This is a genomic window from Paenibacillus helianthi (assembly GCF_001909055.1).
GTDB lineage: Bacteria > Bacillota > Bacilli > Paenibacillales > Paenibacillaceae > Paenibacillus_AQ > Paenibacillus_AQ helianthi.
Window position 1 is genome coordinate 128,606 of sequence record NZ_LVWI01000114.1, and the last position, 17,479, is coordinate 146,084.

At 53.1% G+C, this 17,479-nt stretch carries 12 protein-coding genes; 7 read left to right on the forward strand and 5 right to left on the reverse strand.

Translation table 11 applies throughout. The annotated features are described in order from the left end of the window. Positions 1–146 precede the first annotated feature (146 nt). From A3844_RS31485 to pgmB, 4 genes are all read left to right on the forward strand, one after another. Positions 147–1,574 carry an ABC transporter substrate-binding protein gene (locus tag A3844_RS31485; RefSeq protein ID WP_074103386.1) on the forward strand — a complete coding sequence of 476 codons (1,428 nt, stop codon included), beginning with the start codon at positions 147–149 and terminating at the stop codon, positions 1,572–1,574. 203 nt (positions 1,575–1,777) lie between these two features. Beyond that, positions 1,778–2,893 (forward strand): carbohydrate ABC transporter permease, encoded by a 1,116-nt coding sequence (locus A3844_RS31490; RefSeq protein WP_074088439.1) that lies wholly within the window; start codon positions 1,778–1,780, stop codon positions 2,891–2,893. Then, positions 2,894–3,985 (forward strand): carbohydrate ABC transporter permease, encoded by a 1,092-nt coding sequence (locus A3844_RS31495; protein ID WP_074088440.1) that lies wholly within the window; start codon positions 2,894–2,896, stop codon positions 3,983–3,985. 51 nt (positions 3,986–4,036) lie between these two features. Then, a complete protein-coding gene (gene pgmB / locus A3844_RS31500; protein WP_244169907.1) occupies positions 4,037–7,045 on the forward strand; it encodes a beta-phosphoglucomutase in 3,009 nt (1,002 codons plus the stop codon). Positions 7,046–7,459: 414 nt separating this feature from the next. On the opposite strand, the gene A3844_RS31505 is transcribed toward pgmB, so the two are convergent. Then, positions 7,460–8,437 carry a LacI family DNA-binding transcriptional regulator gene (locus tag A3844_RS31505; RefSeq protein ID WP_074109571.1) on the reverse strand — a complete coding sequence of 326 codons (978 nt, stop codon included), beginning with the start codon at positions 8,435–8,437 and terminating at the stop codon, positions 7,460–7,462. A gap of 262 nt (positions 8,438–8,699) precedes the next feature. On the opposite strand from A3844_RS31505, the gene A3844_RS31510 reads away from it, so the two are divergent. Next, positions 8,700–11,666, forward strand: a complete 2,967-nt coding sequence (locus tag A3844_RS31510) for an ABC transporter substrate binding protein (RefSeq protein WP_074109572.1) — start codon at positions 8,700–8,702, stop codon at positions 11,664–11,666. A 130-nt stretch (positions 11,667–11,796) separates the two neighbouring features. Here A3844_RS31510 and A3844_RS31515 read toward each other — a convergent pair whose 3' ends face one another. Further along, positions 11,797–12,180 carry a RidA family protein gene (locus A3844_RS31515; RefSeq protein ID WP_074088443.1) on the reverse strand — a complete coding sequence of 128 codons (384 nt, stop codon included), beginning with the start codon at positions 12,178–12,180 and terminating at the stop codon, positions 11,797–11,799. 175 nt (positions 12,181–12,355) lie between these two features. Next, positions 12,356–13,063, reverse strand: coding sequence for a Crp/Fnr family transcriptional regulator (locus A3844_RS31520; protein WP_074088444.1), 708 nt, complete (start codon positions 13,061–13,063; stop codon positions 12,356–12,358). A 141-nt stretch (positions 13,064–13,204) separates the two neighbouring features. On the opposite strand from A3844_RS31520, the gene hcp reads away from it, so the two are divergent. Both hcp and A3844_RS31530 read left to right on the forward strand, forming a co-directional pair. Then, positions 13,205–14,857, forward strand: a complete 1,653-nt coding sequence (hcp, locus tag A3844_RS31525; protein ID WP_083607140.1) for a hydroxylamine reductase — start codon at positions 13,205–13,207, stop codon at positions 14,855–14,857. A gap of 221 nt (positions 14,858–15,078) precedes the next feature. After that, complete coding sequence (locus A3844_RS31530) at positions 15,079–15,393, forward strand: hypothetical protein (RefSeq protein WP_143192226.1); 315 nt, start codon at positions 15,079–15,081, stop codon at positions 15,391–15,393. Between the two features lie 83 nt (positions 15,394–15,476). Here A3844_RS31530 and A3844_RS31535 read toward each other — a convergent pair whose 3' ends face one another. Together A3844_RS31535 and A3844_RS31540 are read right to left on the reverse strand one after the other, a co-directional pair. Further along, complete coding sequence (locus tag A3844_RS31535; RefSeq protein WP_074109574.1) at positions 15,477–16,451, reverse strand: aldo/keto reductase; 975 nt, start codon at positions 16,449–16,451, stop codon at positions 15,477–15,479. A gap of 34 nt (positions 16,452–16,485) precedes the next feature. Further along, positions 16,486–17,397 (reverse strand): LysR family transcriptional regulator, encoded by a 912-nt coding sequence (locus A3844_RS31540; protein ID WP_083607142.1) that lies wholly within the window; start codon positions 17,395–17,397, stop codon positions 16,486–16,488. Positions 17,398–17,479 lie beyond the last annotated feature (82 nt).

Consider the following 17,479-nt stretch of genomic DNA (forward strand, 5'->3'; position numbering starts at 1 on the left):
AGTATTGGTAGCGCATACAACCTAAGACAGTCTTATGCTCCACTACTTCTTGCAAGGAGGTGATCCCGCAGGTAAGCGAGCAACAACCGAACGTAAGCACAAGAAATGCAGTCTCACAAACCATAATTAAAGGGGATGTATGACGAATGAAAAAGGCTACGGGACGAAAACTGTCACTCGCCATGGTGCTATGCTTATCCTTCACCATGCTGCTTAGCGGTTGCGGCGGGAATAATAACACGAATAATGCGGCTAAGACTGATCCGCCAGCGACTACAGAGGCACCGGCTGCATCTAACAATCAGGCATCACCTGATCCTACAGAGGCCGCTGCTCCGGGCTCACCGCTGGATTTGGCTATGAAAGGTGATTATAAAGGAACCAAAGTCACGATGTTCGGACCCTTCGTAGATGCTGACCAGGTGAAATTCGAGAAAAGCATCAAGGAATTTGAAGACAAGACCGGCATCGACATTCAATATGAAGGCTCCAAGGAATTCGAAGCAACGATCAATATCCGCGTCGACGGCGGAAATGCGCCGGATATCGCTGACTTCCCGCAGCCTGGTCTGCTGGCCTCCATTGCCAAAACCGGCAAGGTGGTTGACCTGACAGGAGTGCTGGACCAGGAGAAACTGAAGGCCAACTACAATAAAAGCTGGCTCGATATGTCGACTATGGATGGCAAAGACGGCAAGATTATGGCCGGGATCTGGAACCGCAGCAATGTGAAGAGCCTGGTGTGGTATCCAAAAAAACAATTCGAAGAAGCCGGATATAAAGTTCCAGAAACCTGGGATGAGATGATGGCACTGACTGAGCAAATCGCCAAGGACGGCGATCCGGCCTGGACCATCGGTATCGAGAGTGGTGCGGCTACAGGCTGGGCGGCAACGGACTGGGTAGAGAACATCATGCTGCGGACAACCACGCCGGAGAACTATGACAAATGGGTGAAGGGTGAGCTGCCGTTCACTTCCCCGGAAGTGAAGAACGCCGTTGAAGTCATGTCCAAGATCTGGCTCAACAAGGATTATGTCTATGGCGGAACCAAATCGATCGTAACTACAGCCTTCGGGGATGCTCCTAAACCGATGTTTGAGAATCCTCCAAAGGCCTGGTTCAACCTGATGGGCAACTTTATCACAAGTTTCTTCCCGGAAACCGCTAAGGTGGATCAGGATTACGACTGGTTCTACCTGCCGCCGATTGATCCGCAGTACGGCAAGCCGGTGCTGGTAGCAGGCGATATCTATGCCATGTTCAATGACCGTCCGGAAGTCCGTGCAGTAATGGAATTCTTCACCACCGGTGAATCCATCAAGAGCTGGGTGCAGTCCGGCGGTGTAATCGCTCCAATGAATGATGCTTCTCTGGATTGGTACACCTCTGAATCCGACCGCCGCATGGCGAAGCTGGTGCAGGATGCATCCACGCTCCGTTTTGACGGTTCTGACCTGATGCCGGGTAAAGTGGGTGCGGGTACGTTCTGGAAAGGCATGACCGACTATGTGAGCGGAACGGCAACACTGGATAAGGCTCTGGAACAGATCCAGTCAGGCTGGAAAAACTAAGCGGAACTTATTAAGTCATATATTCATCTAAAAGCGGGGCAGTGTGCAGTGAGTATGGCCTGTCCCGCTTTTTCTCTGTTAACGTATTCTGACCGAACAGATCGACCATGTACAAGGCTTACGAAGAAAGCTTTGCTCGGCGAAACCAGAGCCTATGCTTGCGAGGAAGTTTTGCTCCAGCAAAACTTATAGGAGGAGCTAATATGGATGCACAAATAAAGCCGGAATCCAGTGTTGCAGGTACCGGGGCGAAGCAGAAAATCAGCCTCAGGGCGGTGCTCCTGTCCCTTGTTGTACTACTCTCCAACATCGTTATCAACGGTGTGATTTTCATGTTTTTCCGGGATTCCACGCTGAATCCGCTGCTCACGGCGGTTCTTGCTGTACTGTGGGGCGTGCTGGGGGTGTATCTCATTTACTATACGCTGACCTGGGCGGTGGAGCAGTACCCTGACTATATCCGCAGGAAGGTGCTGCCGTATATTTTTATCGGGCCGGCTGTGATCATTCTGGGCTGGCTGCTGGTGTTGCCTGCACTGCGTACGTTGTACTTGAGCTTCTTTAATGCTTCCTCGGAGAAATTTGTCGGACTCAGCAACTACGCTGCGATATTCAGCGACCACCTCATGGCGACTGCACTGCGTAATAATCTGCTCTGGGTGTTCGTGGGGACGCTGGCTTGTGTCTGCTTCGGGCTGCTCATCGCCATCCTTGCCGATCGCAGCAGCTACGAGAAAATCGCCAAATCGATCATCTTCATGCCGATGGCTATATCTTTTGTAGCCGCAGGCGTAATCTGGAAATTCGTCTATTACTATCAGCCGGGTGATGAGCAAATCGGACTGCTGAATGCGGTCGTGACCTATTTTGGCGGCGAGCCGCAAGCCTGGACGAGTATGCTGCAGCCCTGGAATAACTTTTTTCTCATTGTCATTTTGATCTGGATGCAGACCGGGTTTGCGATGGTCATTTTCTCTGCTGCGATCAAAGGGGTCCCTGACGATATTCTGGAAGCTGCGCGCGTGGATGGGGCGGGTGAGGTGAAGATTTTCTTTGGGATTATGATTCCGATCATTTCTGCGACAATCCTTACCGTTACCACCACCATTATCGTCTTTACATTGAAAATATTTGACGTCGTCATGGTGATGACAGGAGGTCAATACGATACGGAAGTGGTAGCGACACAGTTCTACCGGCAGTTCTTTATGTACCGTAATTTCGGGTACGGCTCGACGCTGGCTATTGTTCTCCTGATCGCGGTCTTGCCGGTTATTATTATTAATCTTCGACAGTTCCGCAAGCAGGGGGGATTCTAAATGGTCGGCAAAAAGAAAAGAAAAGGCGGCAAAACCATCGTCAATCTGGCACTGGGTGTCATTTGTTTTATCTGGCTGCTTCCCACGCTGGGCCTCTTTATTTCCTCGTTCCGTCCGGCAGCGGATATTCTGCAGACCGGCTGGTGGAAAGTGTTCCCCCATCAGGAGTGGAAGGCAGGCGAAACGCTGCAGCTGTCCAAGGATGTGGATCTGCGCCAGCCGATTGAGGTGAACGGCAAAACCTACACAGACGACCAGTTGAAGGCAGGCGTGGAGGTGGATGACAGCCGTCTGATGTGGGAGAACCGCAGAGCGCGCACGGTCAATATGCAGGAGCAGGGCTGGGAGACCAAACCTGATTTTACACTGGATAATTACAATAATGTGCTGTCCGGCAAAGAGTACAAACTCAAGGAGGCCGACGGCAGTGAAACGGTACAAAAAGGAACGGGGCTGTCGCAGGCCTTCTGGAACACGCTGACGATTGCGGTTCCGGCTACAGTTATTCCGGTGCTGATCGCTTCTTTTGCCGCGTATGCCTTCGCTTGGCTGCGGTTCCCGGGCCGCAAAACACTGTTCGTGATCATTATCGCCATGCTCGTGATTCCGATTCAGGTCGCACTGATTCCTGTGCTTAAGGATTATACCGCACTGGGTCTGAACGGAAGCTATCTGGGGATCTGGCTGGCGCATACCGCCTTCGGTCTGCCGCTGGTCACCTATTTCATGTATAACTTCATCAGCCAGCTGCCTAAGGATTTGTTTGAATCGGCCTTTATTGATGGCGCGAGCCATTTCACCATTTTCAGCAGACTGATTCTGCCGCTGTCCGTTCCTGCCCTGGCTTCCATCGGGATCTTCCAATTCCTGTGGGTCTGGAATGATTATCTCGTCTCGCTGATCTTTATCGGCAACCAGCCTTCGGTTCAGGTTATGTCGATGAAGATCGCCGATCTGGTCGGCTCGCGCGGTAACGACTGGCATCTGCTGACCTCGGCGGCGTTTATTTCGATGCTGATGCCGCTGGCGATTTTTTTCCTGCTGCAAAAGTACTTCGTCCGCGGCCTGATGGGCGGTTCAGTGAAAGGATGATGTAGAGCTGGAGGGTTCTAAGAGTCTCGCGATCAGGAGGAGATGTTCAAGATGAAGATGAAGCCCTATGAGCATCCGGCGGCACTGTATCCCTACCGGGATTGGAGCCTTGGTGAGGATGCCTACGAGGATGAGCACAACCAGAGAAGCGAGAGCGTGTTCGCGCTGGGCAACGGATATATCGGCATGCGCGGCAATTTTGAGGAAGGTTATCATGGCCTGGCGGGAACCTCGGTGGCCGGCAACTACTTGAACGGATTCTTTGATTCTGAGCCCATTGTGTATCCCGAGGGGGCGTACGGGTATCCTGAGCGCAACCAGGCCATGCTGAATGTAACCGATGCCCGGATCATCGAGCTGAGTATTGAAGGCCATGCCTTCCATCTGAACAGTGGTACGGTACACCGCTACGGGCGCTGGCTGGATATGCGAAGCGGCATCCTCCACCGTGAAGTGGAGTGGGAATCGCCGGCAGGCCACCGTGTCCTGCTGCAGATCCGGCGGATGGTGTCCCTGAAGCATAAGCATCTCGCCGCCACCCACTACAGCGTAACAGCGCTTAATTTCGACGGTACGCTAACGTTCAGTTCCGCCATGGACGGGGATATCGTCCGGCAGGAGGCAAGCGGAGATCCCCGGCTCGGATCGGGTAGCCGTGAACCAAGCCTGCTGCTGGAAGGCACGGGTTATGATGAGGCTGCAGGAATGCTGTGGATGAAGCAGCGGACCCGGCATACGCAGTTCGCACTGCTGACGGCGATGAGCCATAAGCTGCAGGCCGAGTCCGGCCATGAGGTAAGCCGCCACCTGACCGGGCCGCGGATCTCGGTATGTTATACCGCTGAAGTGCTTAGTGGACAGAGTGTTTCGCTCAGCAAGTATATTTCGTATCATACCTCCAAGGATTATGATGAAGAGGAACTGCATAGCCGGAGCATGGCCGTACTGGAGATGGCAGCGGATTGCGGCTTTGACGGGCTTGCTGCTGAACAGCAGGCCTACCTGGATGTTTTTTGGAGTCACACGGATGTAGAGATTACCGGCGACCCGGCGCTGCAGCAGGGGATCCGCTTCAATGCCTTTCAGCTGCTGCAGTCTGTAGGACGTGACGGTGTAACCAATATCGGAGCCAAAGGCCTCACCGGTGAAGGCTATGAGGGCCATTATTTCTGGGATACCGAAATGTACATGCTGCCGTTCTTCACGTACACCCAGCCCGAAGTGAGCCGTGCACTATTGGAGTTCCGCTATGCCACATTAGGTAAAGCGCGGGAGCGGGCGGCAGTGATGTCGCAGACAGGGGCGCTCTATCCCTGGCGGACAATTGACGGCGCGGAGAACTCGGCTTATTTCCCGGCAGGTACGGCCCAGGCACATATCAATGCGGATATTGCTTATGGCATCAAGCAGTATGTGCAGGCGACAGGCGATGTAGAGTTTCTCGCCGCTAAGGGTGCGGAGGTTCTGTTTGAAACGTCGCGCTTCTGGGCGGATCTGGGCCATTATAATCCGGCACGCGGCGGAGCCTTCTGCATTGATGCCGTAACCGGTCCCGATGAATATACAGCCATTGTGAACAATAACGCCTATACGAACCTGATGGTGCGGGATCAGCTTCTGTATGCTTTTGAGACAGCTGATCTGCTCCGCCGGGAATATCCCGGAGATTACGAACGGCTGGAACGAAGTATAGGACTGAGCACGCAGGAGGCAGAGGGCTGGCTGGAGGCTGCGGAGAAGATGTATATCCCATTTGACCGGGCCTTGGGCATCTATGCACAGGATGATACGTTTCTTAGCAAGCGGAAATGGGATTTCGAGCGCACCCCGGCGGATAAGTATCCGCTGCTGCTGAACTATCACCCGCTCGTGATCTACCGCCACCAGGTGCTGAAGCAGGCCGATCTCGTTATGGCATTGTTCCTGCTTGGTGACCAGTTCAGCCTGGCCGACAAAATCCGCAATTATCAGTATTATGAGCCGCTGACGACCCATGATTCTTCCCTGTCCCCGTGTATTCACAGCATCGTCTCCGCTGAAATCGGTGACTTGGCAGGTGCCTATGCCTACTTTGACCGCACGGTGCGGATGGACCTGGATGATATCAACCGCAACGCTAAAGACGGGCTGCACATGGCGGCAATGGCAGGCTCGTGGATGTCGATCGTGAACGGCTTCGGTGGAATGCGCCAGTATGACGGCGTGCTGTGCTTCCATCCGGCGCTGCCGGAGCAGTGGCAGAGCTACCGCTTCAAAATCACATCCAGGGGCCAGCTGCTGGATGTGTATGTAGACCGTGAGGCGGCAGTTTATACGCTGCTTGAGGGGGAAGGCCTCACGATCCGGCACCTGGAGCAGACGCTGCAGCTGTCTCCGCGGGAGCCGGTGACCGTCTCGCTTGCGAGACGGCTGGAAGCGGTGATCTTCGATCTGGACGGCGTAATTACTGACACGGCCGAATATCATTATCTAGCCTGGCTGGCGCTGGCCGATGGCCTGGGGGTGCCCTTCAGCCGGGAGAAGAATGAACGGCTGAAAGGCGTGAGCCGCATGGAGTCGCTGGACATCGTGCTGGAGGACAGCGGCCTGAGCCTCCCGGAAGCCGAGAAGCAACGGCTGGCGGAGCAGAAGAACGATCATTACAGGGAAATGATCGGGCGGATCACCCCGGAGGATCTGCTGCCGGGGATCCCGGAGCTGCTGGATTCCCTGCGGGAGCGGGGAATCCTCTTGGGGCTGGCCTCGGCGAGCCTGAATGCTCCGCAGATTCTGGAGCGTCTCGGCGCAGCCCGCTGGTTCCAGGCGATCGCCGACCCGGCTGGTCTGCGGAAGGGCAAACCCGACCCGGAGATCTTCCTGCAGGCGGCGGAGCTGCTTGGGGTCACGCCGGGCCATTGTATCGGCGTGGAGGATGCGGCAGCGGGCATAGCCGCTATCAAGGCTGCCGGCATGAAGGCAGTGGGCATCGGTAGCGCAGCTCAGCTTGGCACGGCTGATCTGCTGGTACCCGGGCCTTCGGGGCTGAGTGTTGAGAAGCTTATGGAGCTAATCCAGCTCTAAATGGAAATACCCCGTCTACCCTCCATGGTTGGAGGAGAGACGGGGTATTCGCATTTAGAACTACGTTCCGGAATGGAGGCTCTGTTCCGAATATGTATTAGAGCCAGCCGGTTACAGCAGATGTTGATCCGGGAAGATTTGCTCCAAGTGATGCTTCATGTGATCTAGATAATCTTCAATTAACCATTGCAGGGTGACGGTTCCGCCGTTCTCCATCAGGAAAACAAGCGGGTTCTTCTCACTGCCTTTCAATCTAAATTAAAAATATTGAAATTCCGGAAAAATAGGCTGATCCCGGTTCACATTACGGCTAGTATGGGAGAGGTGGTTGTATTTCGTACAACTACAAACGCGTCTCACGTTTGCTGTTCGCAATCCACCGCTTTCGTCATGCGGTTCGCCCTCGTCCAAGCTTTATGTCGTAGCCCCCTGCGCGAGTTCTACCGGCAAAATATTCTCGGCAGCGACTGCGGTGCCTTCGACCTGCTTCACGATCAGTTCTACCGCCAGCCGGCCCATCTCATCCATCGGCTGGCGGATGGATGAGATGGCGGGATGGAAGAGGCTGCGCAGTGCGATTCCGTCATAGCCGATAATCCGCACATTTTCAGGCACGCTGCGGCCACTCTCCCGGCAGGCTTTCAGTGCGTAGGCAGCGATGAGGTCGCTGCCGGCGAAGATACCGTCAATCTCGGGATGCTCCCGGAATAGCTGCTCCAGCAGCCTTTCATAAGCCTGCATATCGAAACTGTTATTGTCCGTATGCAGTGAAGTTTGCCATACGCCATGCTCCCGGGCCGTATCGGCAAAAGCCTCATACCGGAGGTGGGATAAGAGGTTCAGCTGAGGATGACCGCCAATATGGGCGAGCTTCCGGCAGCCCTTTTCTATTAATAATGTGGTAGCCAGCTGTCCTCCGGCATAGTTGTCTGAACAGACATAAGGGATATCCGGTGAAATCTGCCGGTCAAAGGTGACCAGGGGCAGATTCATTTGCCGGTAAGCTTCTACTTCCAGCGTATGACTGCCCATAATGATGCCGTCGACCCGGCTTGCGCGCAGCATATCGATATACTCAAGCTCTTTGATTTTGTCTTGTTGGGAGTTGCAGAGCAGCAGCTTATACCCGTTCCGGTAGGCATGCTCCTCAATCCGGCTCGTCAATTCACCGAAGAACGGCAGTGAGACGTGGGGAATAATCAGTCCTATAATATTGGACCTGGAGCGGCTCAGCGAACGGGCCAGCTCATTGGGTCTGTAGTTTAGTTCCTCCATCGCGGCATAGACCTTTTTCTTCAGTGCGTCGCTTAAGTAGCCTCTGCTGTTCAGCACCCGGGATACGGTTGTCGCTGATACGCCCGCTTTGAGGGCTACGTCTTTTATGGTAGGCATAACATAAGGTCTCCTGTCTAAGGGGTTACTGCTAATTTATTCTATCCCCTATGCCTTAAGCTGTCTAGAAAACCCCGGTTTGAAAAAATAAACGTTCCCCGTATAATTAAATGAAAACGATATATAAAGAGGGAAGCTGAAGCTGGTCAACGAATTAGTATATTGTCGAAACTCCTCGTTTTGTGATGCGGCTCTAAAGGGTGTGGGGACCTGCCTTTGGAGTATGAGGAAGACTTTGGGATAGATGCATGGGGGTATACTAATGGGCGTAGGGAGATTTCATCTCAAAGGTTTGCAGAGCTGGCTTGTGCCTCTGATTCTGTGTGTCATGCTGTGGGCATTTCTGTATCCGACATTCACCGCCAGCGCCGAGGAGGCTCTTCCGAAGAATGTGCTGGTACTTCATTCCTATCAGAAGGGTTTCGAGTGGACGGATGAACAAAGCACGGGTATCGAAGAGACTCTGAAAGGTACAGGCAATGTGCCTTTGATCTATACGGAGTATATGGACTGGAAACGCTACCCAAGCCAGGAAAATCTCCAGCAATTGTACAATAGATTGAAGTTCAAATACCAGAATAGCCCTATCGATGCCATCATTACCACAGATGACGCCGCGCTTAGCTTCGCCTTGAAATACCGGCAGGAGCTCCTGCATGATGCGCCGATTATATTCAGTGGGGTCAATGAACGGGGTGTGGCCAGCATCCGGGACAAGCACAATCTGACCGGTGTGATCGAACAGATCAACTCTTCCCAAACGATACAAATGGCACTGCATATTAACCCCCTGATCCGCAAGGTGTATGTTGTATTTGACAACTCTGAAAGCGGACTCTCTACGGGCCAAATGGTTATGGATCAGATTACCTCGCTCCATCGGGGTCTCGAGATCATTCCTATGAACCGTTTCTCCATTGAACAAATCAAACAAAACGTCTCTTCCCTTTCTTCAGACAGTATTGTGCTGATGACTACATATTATAGCGATTCCACCGGCAGAATTATCGAGTTTGATAGATTCGCCAGTGAGCTGGCGGACAGCAGCAGCGTACCGGTATACCATTTATATGATTTCGGCCTGAACCATGGAGCTTTTGGCGGAAGCCTGATTAGCGGCAAAATCCAGGGCCAGACTTCAGCCAGCCTGGCGCTGCGTATTCTTCAGGGGGAACATGCCGATGAACTGCCCATTGTTACAGATGGCACCAAACGGAATGTTTTCGACTATAACGAGCTTCGGCATTTTGACATTTCCGTGAATAAGCTGCCGAAGGGCAGCGAGATTATCAACAAACCTTTTTCCTTCTATGAAACCTATAAGACGCTGGTTCTGAGCATTATCGCTGCTTTTGCCGTGCTGGTGACCTTCATCTTTATCTTGTTGTTCTACGTCCAGCTGGTGAAGCGGATGAGAAGCAACCTGGAGAAAAGCAATGAGCGCTTTAGTCTCGCTGCCTATGGTTCGGATGCGGTGATCTGGGACGTGGATATGTCCACAATGATCTATTATTTCTCGGACAGCTGGTATGAGCTGCTGGGCTATGAACGTGATGAGATTAATGAGAGCCATGGGGGATGGAGGGACATTGTCCATCCTGAGGATGCAGAGCAGCAGGAAAAAGCGCGGTCACAGCATCTGGAGGGACGCTCTTCCTATTATTATGCGGAATACCGGATGCGCTCTAAGTCAGGGGAGTATAAATGGTTTCAGGCCCGGGGTAAAGTGCTGCGGAATGCAGCCGGAGGGTATGTCCGTTTTGCAGGATCGATGATGGATGTTACGGACCGTAAGGGCTATGAGAGTAAGCTCCAAATGAGCTATCAGGAGCTGGAGTCCACTTATGAGGAGCTTACGGCACTGCAGGATGAGCTTCTGGAGCAGTATAACAAGGTCGTGGAGAATCAGGAGCTGCTGCAGACCAGTGAAGAGAAATACCGGTATTTGGCCTATAACGATATCCTGAGCGGTCTGCCAAACCGTCTGTCACTGTCTGAAGAGCTGGAGAATTTTATCGAAGAGCATCCGGACGGGCAAGCCGCACTCTTTTTTCTCGATATCGATAACTTTAAATACATTAATGACACCATGGGCCACACCTTGGGTGATCAGCTGCTGGTGAAGGCGGGTGAACGGCTGCTGGAATTATCAGACGGGCGGTGTTTGCATTTCCGTTTTGGCGGGGATGAGTTTGTGATTCTGATCAAGGATATTGACGGATATTCTGAGGTGGTTTTCTGTGCGGAGTCGCTGGTTCAGGGCTTCGGTGAGCCTTTTGAGCTTAATGACAGCAGTGTGCATATCTCGGTCAGTATCGGAATTGCCAGGTATCCGGAGAATGGGACCCGTGCTGGTGAGCTGTTGAAGAATGCCGATATCGCGATGTATAAGGCGAAGGAGGAAGGCAAGGGCACTTATGTCATGTATGGTGAGGAGATGCAGCGGCATTTTGATGAACGGATGATTGTGGAGCATCACTTAAGAAATGCGATTGCGAACAATGAGTTGTCGCTGCACTATCAGCCGCTGGTGGATATCGGCTCAGGAGACATCTGGGGCTTTGAGGCATTACTCCGCTGGAATAGTCCTGTGCTTGGCTTTGTGTCTCCGCTGTCATTTATCACGATCGCCGAGGATTGCCGGCTGATTGTTCCGATTGGCGAATGGGTCCTCCGGAATGCCTGCCGCTTCACGAAGGAGCTGCACGCACAGGGTTACGAAGGTTATCGCATCTCGGTCAATATCTCAGTGATCCAGCTGATGCTGGATGACTTCACGGAAATGGTACTGACTATACTTAGGGAAACTGGGCTTGCACCGGAGTATCTGGAGCTGGAGATTACGGAGTCGATCTTTATGGAATCCTTCGAAGCGATCAGCTCCAAGCTGGAATCTCTGAAGCAGAAGGGGATTGGTATTGCGCTGGACGACTTCGGGACAGGTTACTCCTCGCTGAGCTATCTGAAGCAGCTGCCGATTACCACACTGAAGATCGATAAGTCTTTTATCGACAGTATTGATGCACCGAACAATATGTCGCTGGCCAGCTCCATTGTCACTATCGGACATGATATGGGACTGAACGTAACCGCCGAAGGCGTAGAGACACAGGACCAGCTGGCTTTCCTGGAGCGTACAAACTGTGATAAGATCCAGGGCTACTTTATCAGCAGACCGATCCCGGAAAAAGAGGTCGTCGCCTGGGTTGCCGCCAGAACTGCCGGCTGAACCTGAGGAGAATTTGAGAGTCAATGTCCGAAGCGCAAATGGCCAATCCGCTCTGAAACAACGGCAGAAACGCCGTTGTTGGAGCGCCGATGGCAGCCACTGTAGAGAGGGTAATCATTTGTACCTTTTTTCAGGGTGCAATAGCTTCTACTTCAATTTCAATCAGCAGATCGGGGTCGATCAGCGCTTGTACCTCAACCATTGTCGCAACAGGCTGAATATCCTTGAAAAACTCCCCATGAGCTTTTCCGAATTCCTCCCATTTGGAGATATCCGTAACAAACATTCTGGTTCTTACAACATTTGCGAGGCCTGCGCCCAATTCGCCAAGCGCCTTCTCAATAATCTCCAGGATATACCGGGTCTGCCCATAGGGATCCCCTTTACCGACAACTTCCCCGTCCTTCATCGCTGTTGTTCCTGCCACTTCAATCCGGGTCCCAACCCGGATGGCCCTGCAGTACCCTACAGTGGACTCCCAAGGCGAGCCTGTAAACACTTGTTTTCGCTCCATAATAGCTCCTCTCCATTCTAGGCTTGTTCTATTTTTTTGTGGTGCTGTTTCCAGCATCCTAAACCATATATCCTATCTAAACTGATCCTATAGCATTCTGCAAGTATCTAAACTTTCCCTGCGTCACTTTTTACCCATACGTAAGTTCTTTAGCTCGTTTCATATCCTCTGTATTTCAGCGGTTGTCCCCGGGAGCAGCTTCTACGCTGTGAATGTAATCCTTCATTTGAAGCATATCCAGCAGGGCAATCTCCCTGCCCTTGAACTGAATCCAGCCCTGATCACGCAGAATCCCCATTTCACGGGAAAGTGAAGGCCTTGCTGTATTTAAATGCTCTGCCCATTCTTTCCTGCTGAAAGGAAGGCGGATCTGATCGGAAGACTGCAGTTCGGCCTGTTCCAGCAGGAAATCGACAATCCGGCGCCGCAATGGGCCTGCGGAGAGTATCTCGATTTTCCGGTTGACCAGCACCAGACGCTCGGACAGGTTCTCAATGAACCGGGTCAGCATGTCTGTATCTGCCGTGAACATGCGCAGGAGCTCCTGCTTGCCGATGAACATAATGGTACAGGGGTCAGCGGCGGTTGCCGTGGCGGGAACGCTGTTGTTCCTGCGGAACAGTACGGCTTCGCCAATGGTCTGACCTTGATTCAGATGGGCGATGGTGACACCGCTGCCGGTAGGATGGTTCTTTTGCACCTCCACCCGCCCGGAGAGCACGATGCCCAGACGGTCAGCCGTATCACCCTCAGCCAGGATTACGGCTTTCTTCGGATACTCGCTGACGGTGTAGATCATCTTTTGCAGCAGCGCTTCAATCTCTTCTACAGACCGTCCCCGAAACAGCAGACAGGCCTGCAGCACAGCAGGGTGCGGTTTCATAGATTTCCTCCTGAATTTTAAGTATCCGGTAACATCCGTTACCGATTGTTCGACGAAAGTCTACTACAATTACTGGTAACTGTAAAGGCGGGATGAAGAGGTCCTCGCAAGGTTCCAATAACCCATAAGGAGTGAATGTGAATGAGCGAAATGTTCTGTTTTCAATGTCAGGAGGCAGCAAAGGGGTCAGGCTGTACGATCCAGGGCGTCTGCGGCAAAACCAGCGAGGTGGCTAATCTCCAGGATCTGCTGCTGTATACGCTAAAAGGCATTGCGATCTTTGCACAGCGGGGCCGCGAACTCGGGATCACCGATCCGGCTACGGAGAAATTTATGACCGGGAGCATGTTTGCTACCATCACCAATGCAAACTTCACCCCGGAGCATTTTACCGCAAGCATCAGGGAAGGCGTGAGGCTTCGTGACCAGTGGAGAGACAGACTGAAGCTGGCAGGGGCAGAGGTTGCCCTTACCGGTCATGACGCAGCCCTCTGGGTTGCCGGTACGGACGAAGAGCTGATGCTGAAAGCACAAGAGGTAGGTGTTCTAGCCACAGAGCATGAGGATATCCGTTCCCTGCGCGAGCTGCTGACCTATGGGCTGAAAGGGATGGCGGCCTATATGGAGCATGCGGCGGTGCTGGGTTATTACGAACCCGGTGCACAGGCTTTTATGGAAAAAGGGTTGGCTGCGGCACTGGATGACACACTAAGTGGTGATGAGTTGACGGCACTTGTTCTGGAATGCGGGAAGCTGGGTGTGGATGTGATGGCGCTGCTGGACCGGGCGAATACAACGACTTATGGCAACCCGGAGATCACCAAGGTGAATATCGGCGTGGGAGCCCGTCCGGGAATTCTGATCAGCGGGCATGACCTGAAGGATATGGAGGCGCTCCTGAAGCAGACGGAAGGGACCGGAGTGGATGTGTATACACACAGTGAGATGCTGCCGGCCCACTATTATCCTGCCTTCAAAAAGTACAGCCATTTCGTAGGCAATTACGGGAACGCCTGGTGGAAGCAAACCGAGGAATTTGCGAGCTTTAATGGTCCGATTCTGATGACTACGAACTGTATTGTACCTCCTAAGGAGAGCTATATAAACCGTCTGTACACCACAGGTCATACCGGCTTCCCTGGAGTGCAGCATATTGCGGCTGATGAGAACGGAGAGAAAGATTTCTCTGCGGTCATTGAACAGGCCAAGAACTGCGATGCACCGACTGAAATCGAGACCGGAGAGATTGTCGGCGGCTTCGCCCATGCTGCGGTAATGAATGTGGCCGATCAGGTGGTAGAAGCGGTACAGAGCGGCGCAATCAAGCAGTTCTTCGTGATGGCAGGCTGCGACGGCCGGATGAAGAGCCGGAATTACTATACCGATTTCGCTGCCGAACTGCCGGAGGATACAGTGATCCTGACGGCGGGTTGCGCGAAGTATAAATACAATAAGCTGGCGCTTGGTGAGATCGGCGGGATTCCCCGCGTGCTGGATGCCGGACAATGCAACGACTCCTATTCTCTGGTCGTCATTGCGCTGAAGCTGAAAGAGGTATTCGGACTGGATGACATTAATGATCTGCCGATTGCTTACAATATTGCCTGGTACGAGCAAAAGGCAGTTATTGTCCTGCTGGCCCTGCTGCATCTGGGGGTCAAGAATATTCACCTCGGCCCGACGCTGCCGGCCTTCCTCTCCCCGAACGTGGCCCAGGTGCTGGTAGACACCTTCGGGATTAGCGGTATTACAACTGTAAAAGAGGATATGGAGCATTTTATCGCTGCTGTGTAACATAGACAGTTAAATAGGCCGGACGCTTACTCCCGCTGGGAGAATAGCGTCCGGCCTATTGGCGTTTAAGATGGATAGGCTCCATACTCCAAGGGTTGAGGAACGGCTACAGGTTTGTAAAATAGAGGGAATTGGGTCCCCAGCGTGCCTTGACGGATGAGGAAATGCTGCAGTTGATCGATTGGAATTATCGCTAGAGCTATCTGCTAAGCCTGAACGATGTGAAGCCGCAGCCCGGTCATAAGGGCATCGGTGAGGCTGACCCCCTCGTCAAAGCAAGAGAGAGTGTGACCCGTCTATTCAATGTAGATTCCAGCTGGCTCCAAGCCGCGCGCACCATTGTTGCGGACAAACAGGGCGACACCCGTGAGATTATCGGCACTACTATTATTAAAGACAGCATATATGACAAACGTGGGGTTGTAGCAGTTTTGGTTAAACTGAAAGACGGAAGCTCCTACACCGCAGAACTTCGTTATCCCGAGAAGAAACTGCGCTGCCTGATTTATACTCCGGCCTCCCCGGCCTCCAAGTAATAAAGCAGCTATTGGCTTCGCCATAAGCGCTCACGTTACAGCGATCAGCCGCTGCCCTTCACCAAAGGCAGCGGCTGTGCTGTCTACGGCAGCCGGTAGTAGGCGAACGGCTCGCCGTGCCGGAAGGCCCGGCTGGCTTCGTCCAGCTGGTGCAGGCTGCCGGCATCCAGAGCGAGCGCAGCGCTCTGGATGCTTTCTTGCAGCTGCGCGGGTTTCGTAGCGCCGACAATGACGGTGGAGACGGCTGGCTGGTGCATCAGCCAGGCCAGCGACAGCACGGTGGGGGAGGTCTCCAGCTCAGTGGCGATGCCTCCCACCGCATCGCCAAGGGCGATCCGGTCTTTGTTCAGGAAGCGGCTAAAGTTCGGATCGGTCTGCGCTCTGGAGCCGGCAGGCGCAGGCCCGCTGCCGCCATATTTGCCGGTGAGTATGCCTCCGGCCAGCGGGAAGTAAGGGATAATGCCGATTCCCTGATCCAGACAGAGGGGAAGCAGCTCGCCCTCTGGGGTGCGGTCGGCAAGAGAATAGCTGGTCTGAATGGAGACATACTTGACCAGATTACGGGCTTCGCTAATTCCCAGTGCCTTCATGAGCTCCCAGGCGGCATAATTGGAAGCGCCGATATAGCGGATCTTGCCTGCGGATACCATATCATCTAAGGTACGGAGGGTTTCTTCCAGCGGTGTATAGGGATCGAAGGTATGTATCTGATACAGATCCACATAGTCTGTCTTCAGGCGGCGCAGGCTTCCCTCCAGCTCCTGCATCAGATGATGACGGGAAGAGCCGCTGCCCCCGGGTCCTCCATGTACCGGCAGCCCTGCCTTGGTAGCCAGGACCGCTTTCTCCCGTCTCCCCTCAAGCGCCAGTCCGATAATTCGCTCCGATTCTGTCCCGGCATAAATATTCGCGGTATCTATAAAGTTAATTCCCAGATCGAGCGCGGCATGAACAATGTCAATGGAGGTCTGCTCATCGGCTCTTTTTCCGAATGCGTTGGTTCCGAGGCCCAGCGCAGAGACCTGCAACCCGCTGTGGCCCAAACGGTTAATTTTCACTTCATCTCACTCCTTTTTCATTCCATCTGAACAGCTATACTCGTCCGCCCTGGATGGACGGGGGTACAGCAGTACCGGACTCCGAGGTTAGCCGCAGTGCGGTATCCATGAACAATCTGACGGCAATCGAAACTTCTGCAAGGGAGTTGACCGCGAGATGAATATCCCGGTAGGCATCGGGAGCAAGCTCCCGGATAATCACACCCGGAGGAAGCGAGAGCAGTGAGAGCTGGGACATCACGCCCACAGCCAGCCCTTCCTTCACCATACTCAGTGCAGTCATATAGCTGCTGACCTCATATTTTACATTGAGGTTACTGTCGCCTCTCTTGAATAAATCAACTACCGGAGGCTCATACCCGGATCTGCAGATCAGCATCGGCTCATCTTCCAGATCCTTCACGCAAATGACATGCTTGTGCCGGAGCGGATGGTCATCCTGGAGTACAGCATACAGCTTCTCCCGATAAAGCGGAACGGAGTCGAACTCCCCTTCCGGCGGAATGATCAGTCCCACATCGATGATCCGGGCTTCCAGCCATTCCTTCACCTCGGCTACGGTTCCTTCAAACAGCCTGATCTCAATTTCGGGGTAGCTTGCCGCGATTTCGCGAATAATCTTCGGTACCAGGTGGGCCGAGGCAACCGGAAATGCCCCGATCCGGATCAGCCCCTTCTCCAGCCCTTTCTCAGCGGCGATCTCCTGTTCCACTTTGTCATACCCGATCAGAATCTCGCGGAAAACAACAAGGACGCGCTTGCCAATATCGGTCAGCATCAGCCCGTTGCGCCGGTCCCGCAGCAGCAGCTTTACCGCAAGCTCCGCCTCCAGTGCAGAGATTGCCCGGCTGACTGCCGGCTGGGTCATATTCATTTCCAATCCGGCTTTGGTGAAGCTGCCGCTTTCGGCGATGCTGACAAACAAACGAATTTGAGTATTGTTCATATCAGATTTGGTATGCCCCTTATGAGTATAATTCATTTCAATTATAACTAATTTTAATGTATCATTAGGTTGAAAATAGAAC

What these genes read in the sequence shown, in the direction of transcription:
- A3844_RS31510 (WP_074109572.1), top strand. Translation starts at nt 8,700, where the DNA reads ATGGGCGTAGGGAGATTTCATCTCAAAGGTTTGCAGAGCTGGCTTGTG.
- hcp (WP_083607140.1), top strand. Translation starts at nt 13,205, where the DNA reads ATGAGCGAAATGTTCTGTTTTCAATGTCAGGAGGCAGCAAAGGGGTCA.
- pgmB (WP_244169907.1), top strand. Translation starts at nt 4,037, where the DNA reads ATGAAGATGAAGCCCTATGAGCATCCGGCGGCACTGTATCCCTACCGG.
- A3844_RS31515 (WP_074088443.1), bottom strand. Translation starts at nt 12,180, where the DNA reads ATGGAGCGAAAACAAGTGTTTACAGGCTCGCCTTGGGAGTCCACTGTA.
- A3844_RS31490 (WP_074088439.1), top strand. Translation starts at nt 1,778, where the DNA reads ATGGATGCACAAATAAAGCCGGAATCCAGTGTTGCAGGTACCGGGGCG.
- A3844_RS31540 (WP_083607142.1), bottom strand. Translation starts at nt 17,397, where the DNA reads ATGAACAATACTCAAATTCGTTTGTTTGTCAGCATCGCCGAAAGCGGC.
- A3844_RS31485 (WP_074103386.1), top strand. Translation starts at nt 147, where the DNA reads ATGAAAAAGGCTACGGGACGAAAACTGTCACTCGCCATGGTGCTATGC.
- A3844_RS31520 (WP_074088444.1), bottom strand. Translation starts at nt 13,063, where the DNA reads ATGAAACCGCACCCTGCTGTGCTGCAGGCCTGTCTGCTGTTTCGGGGA.
- A3844_RS31495 (WP_074088440.1), top strand. Translation starts at nt 2,894, where the DNA reads ATGGTCGGCAAAAAGAAAAGAAAAGGCGGCAAAACCATCGTCAATCTG.
- A3844_RS31505 (WP_074109571.1), bottom strand. Translation starts at nt 8,437, where the DNA reads ATGCCTACCATAAAAGACGTAGCCCTCAAAGCGGGCGTATCAGCGACA.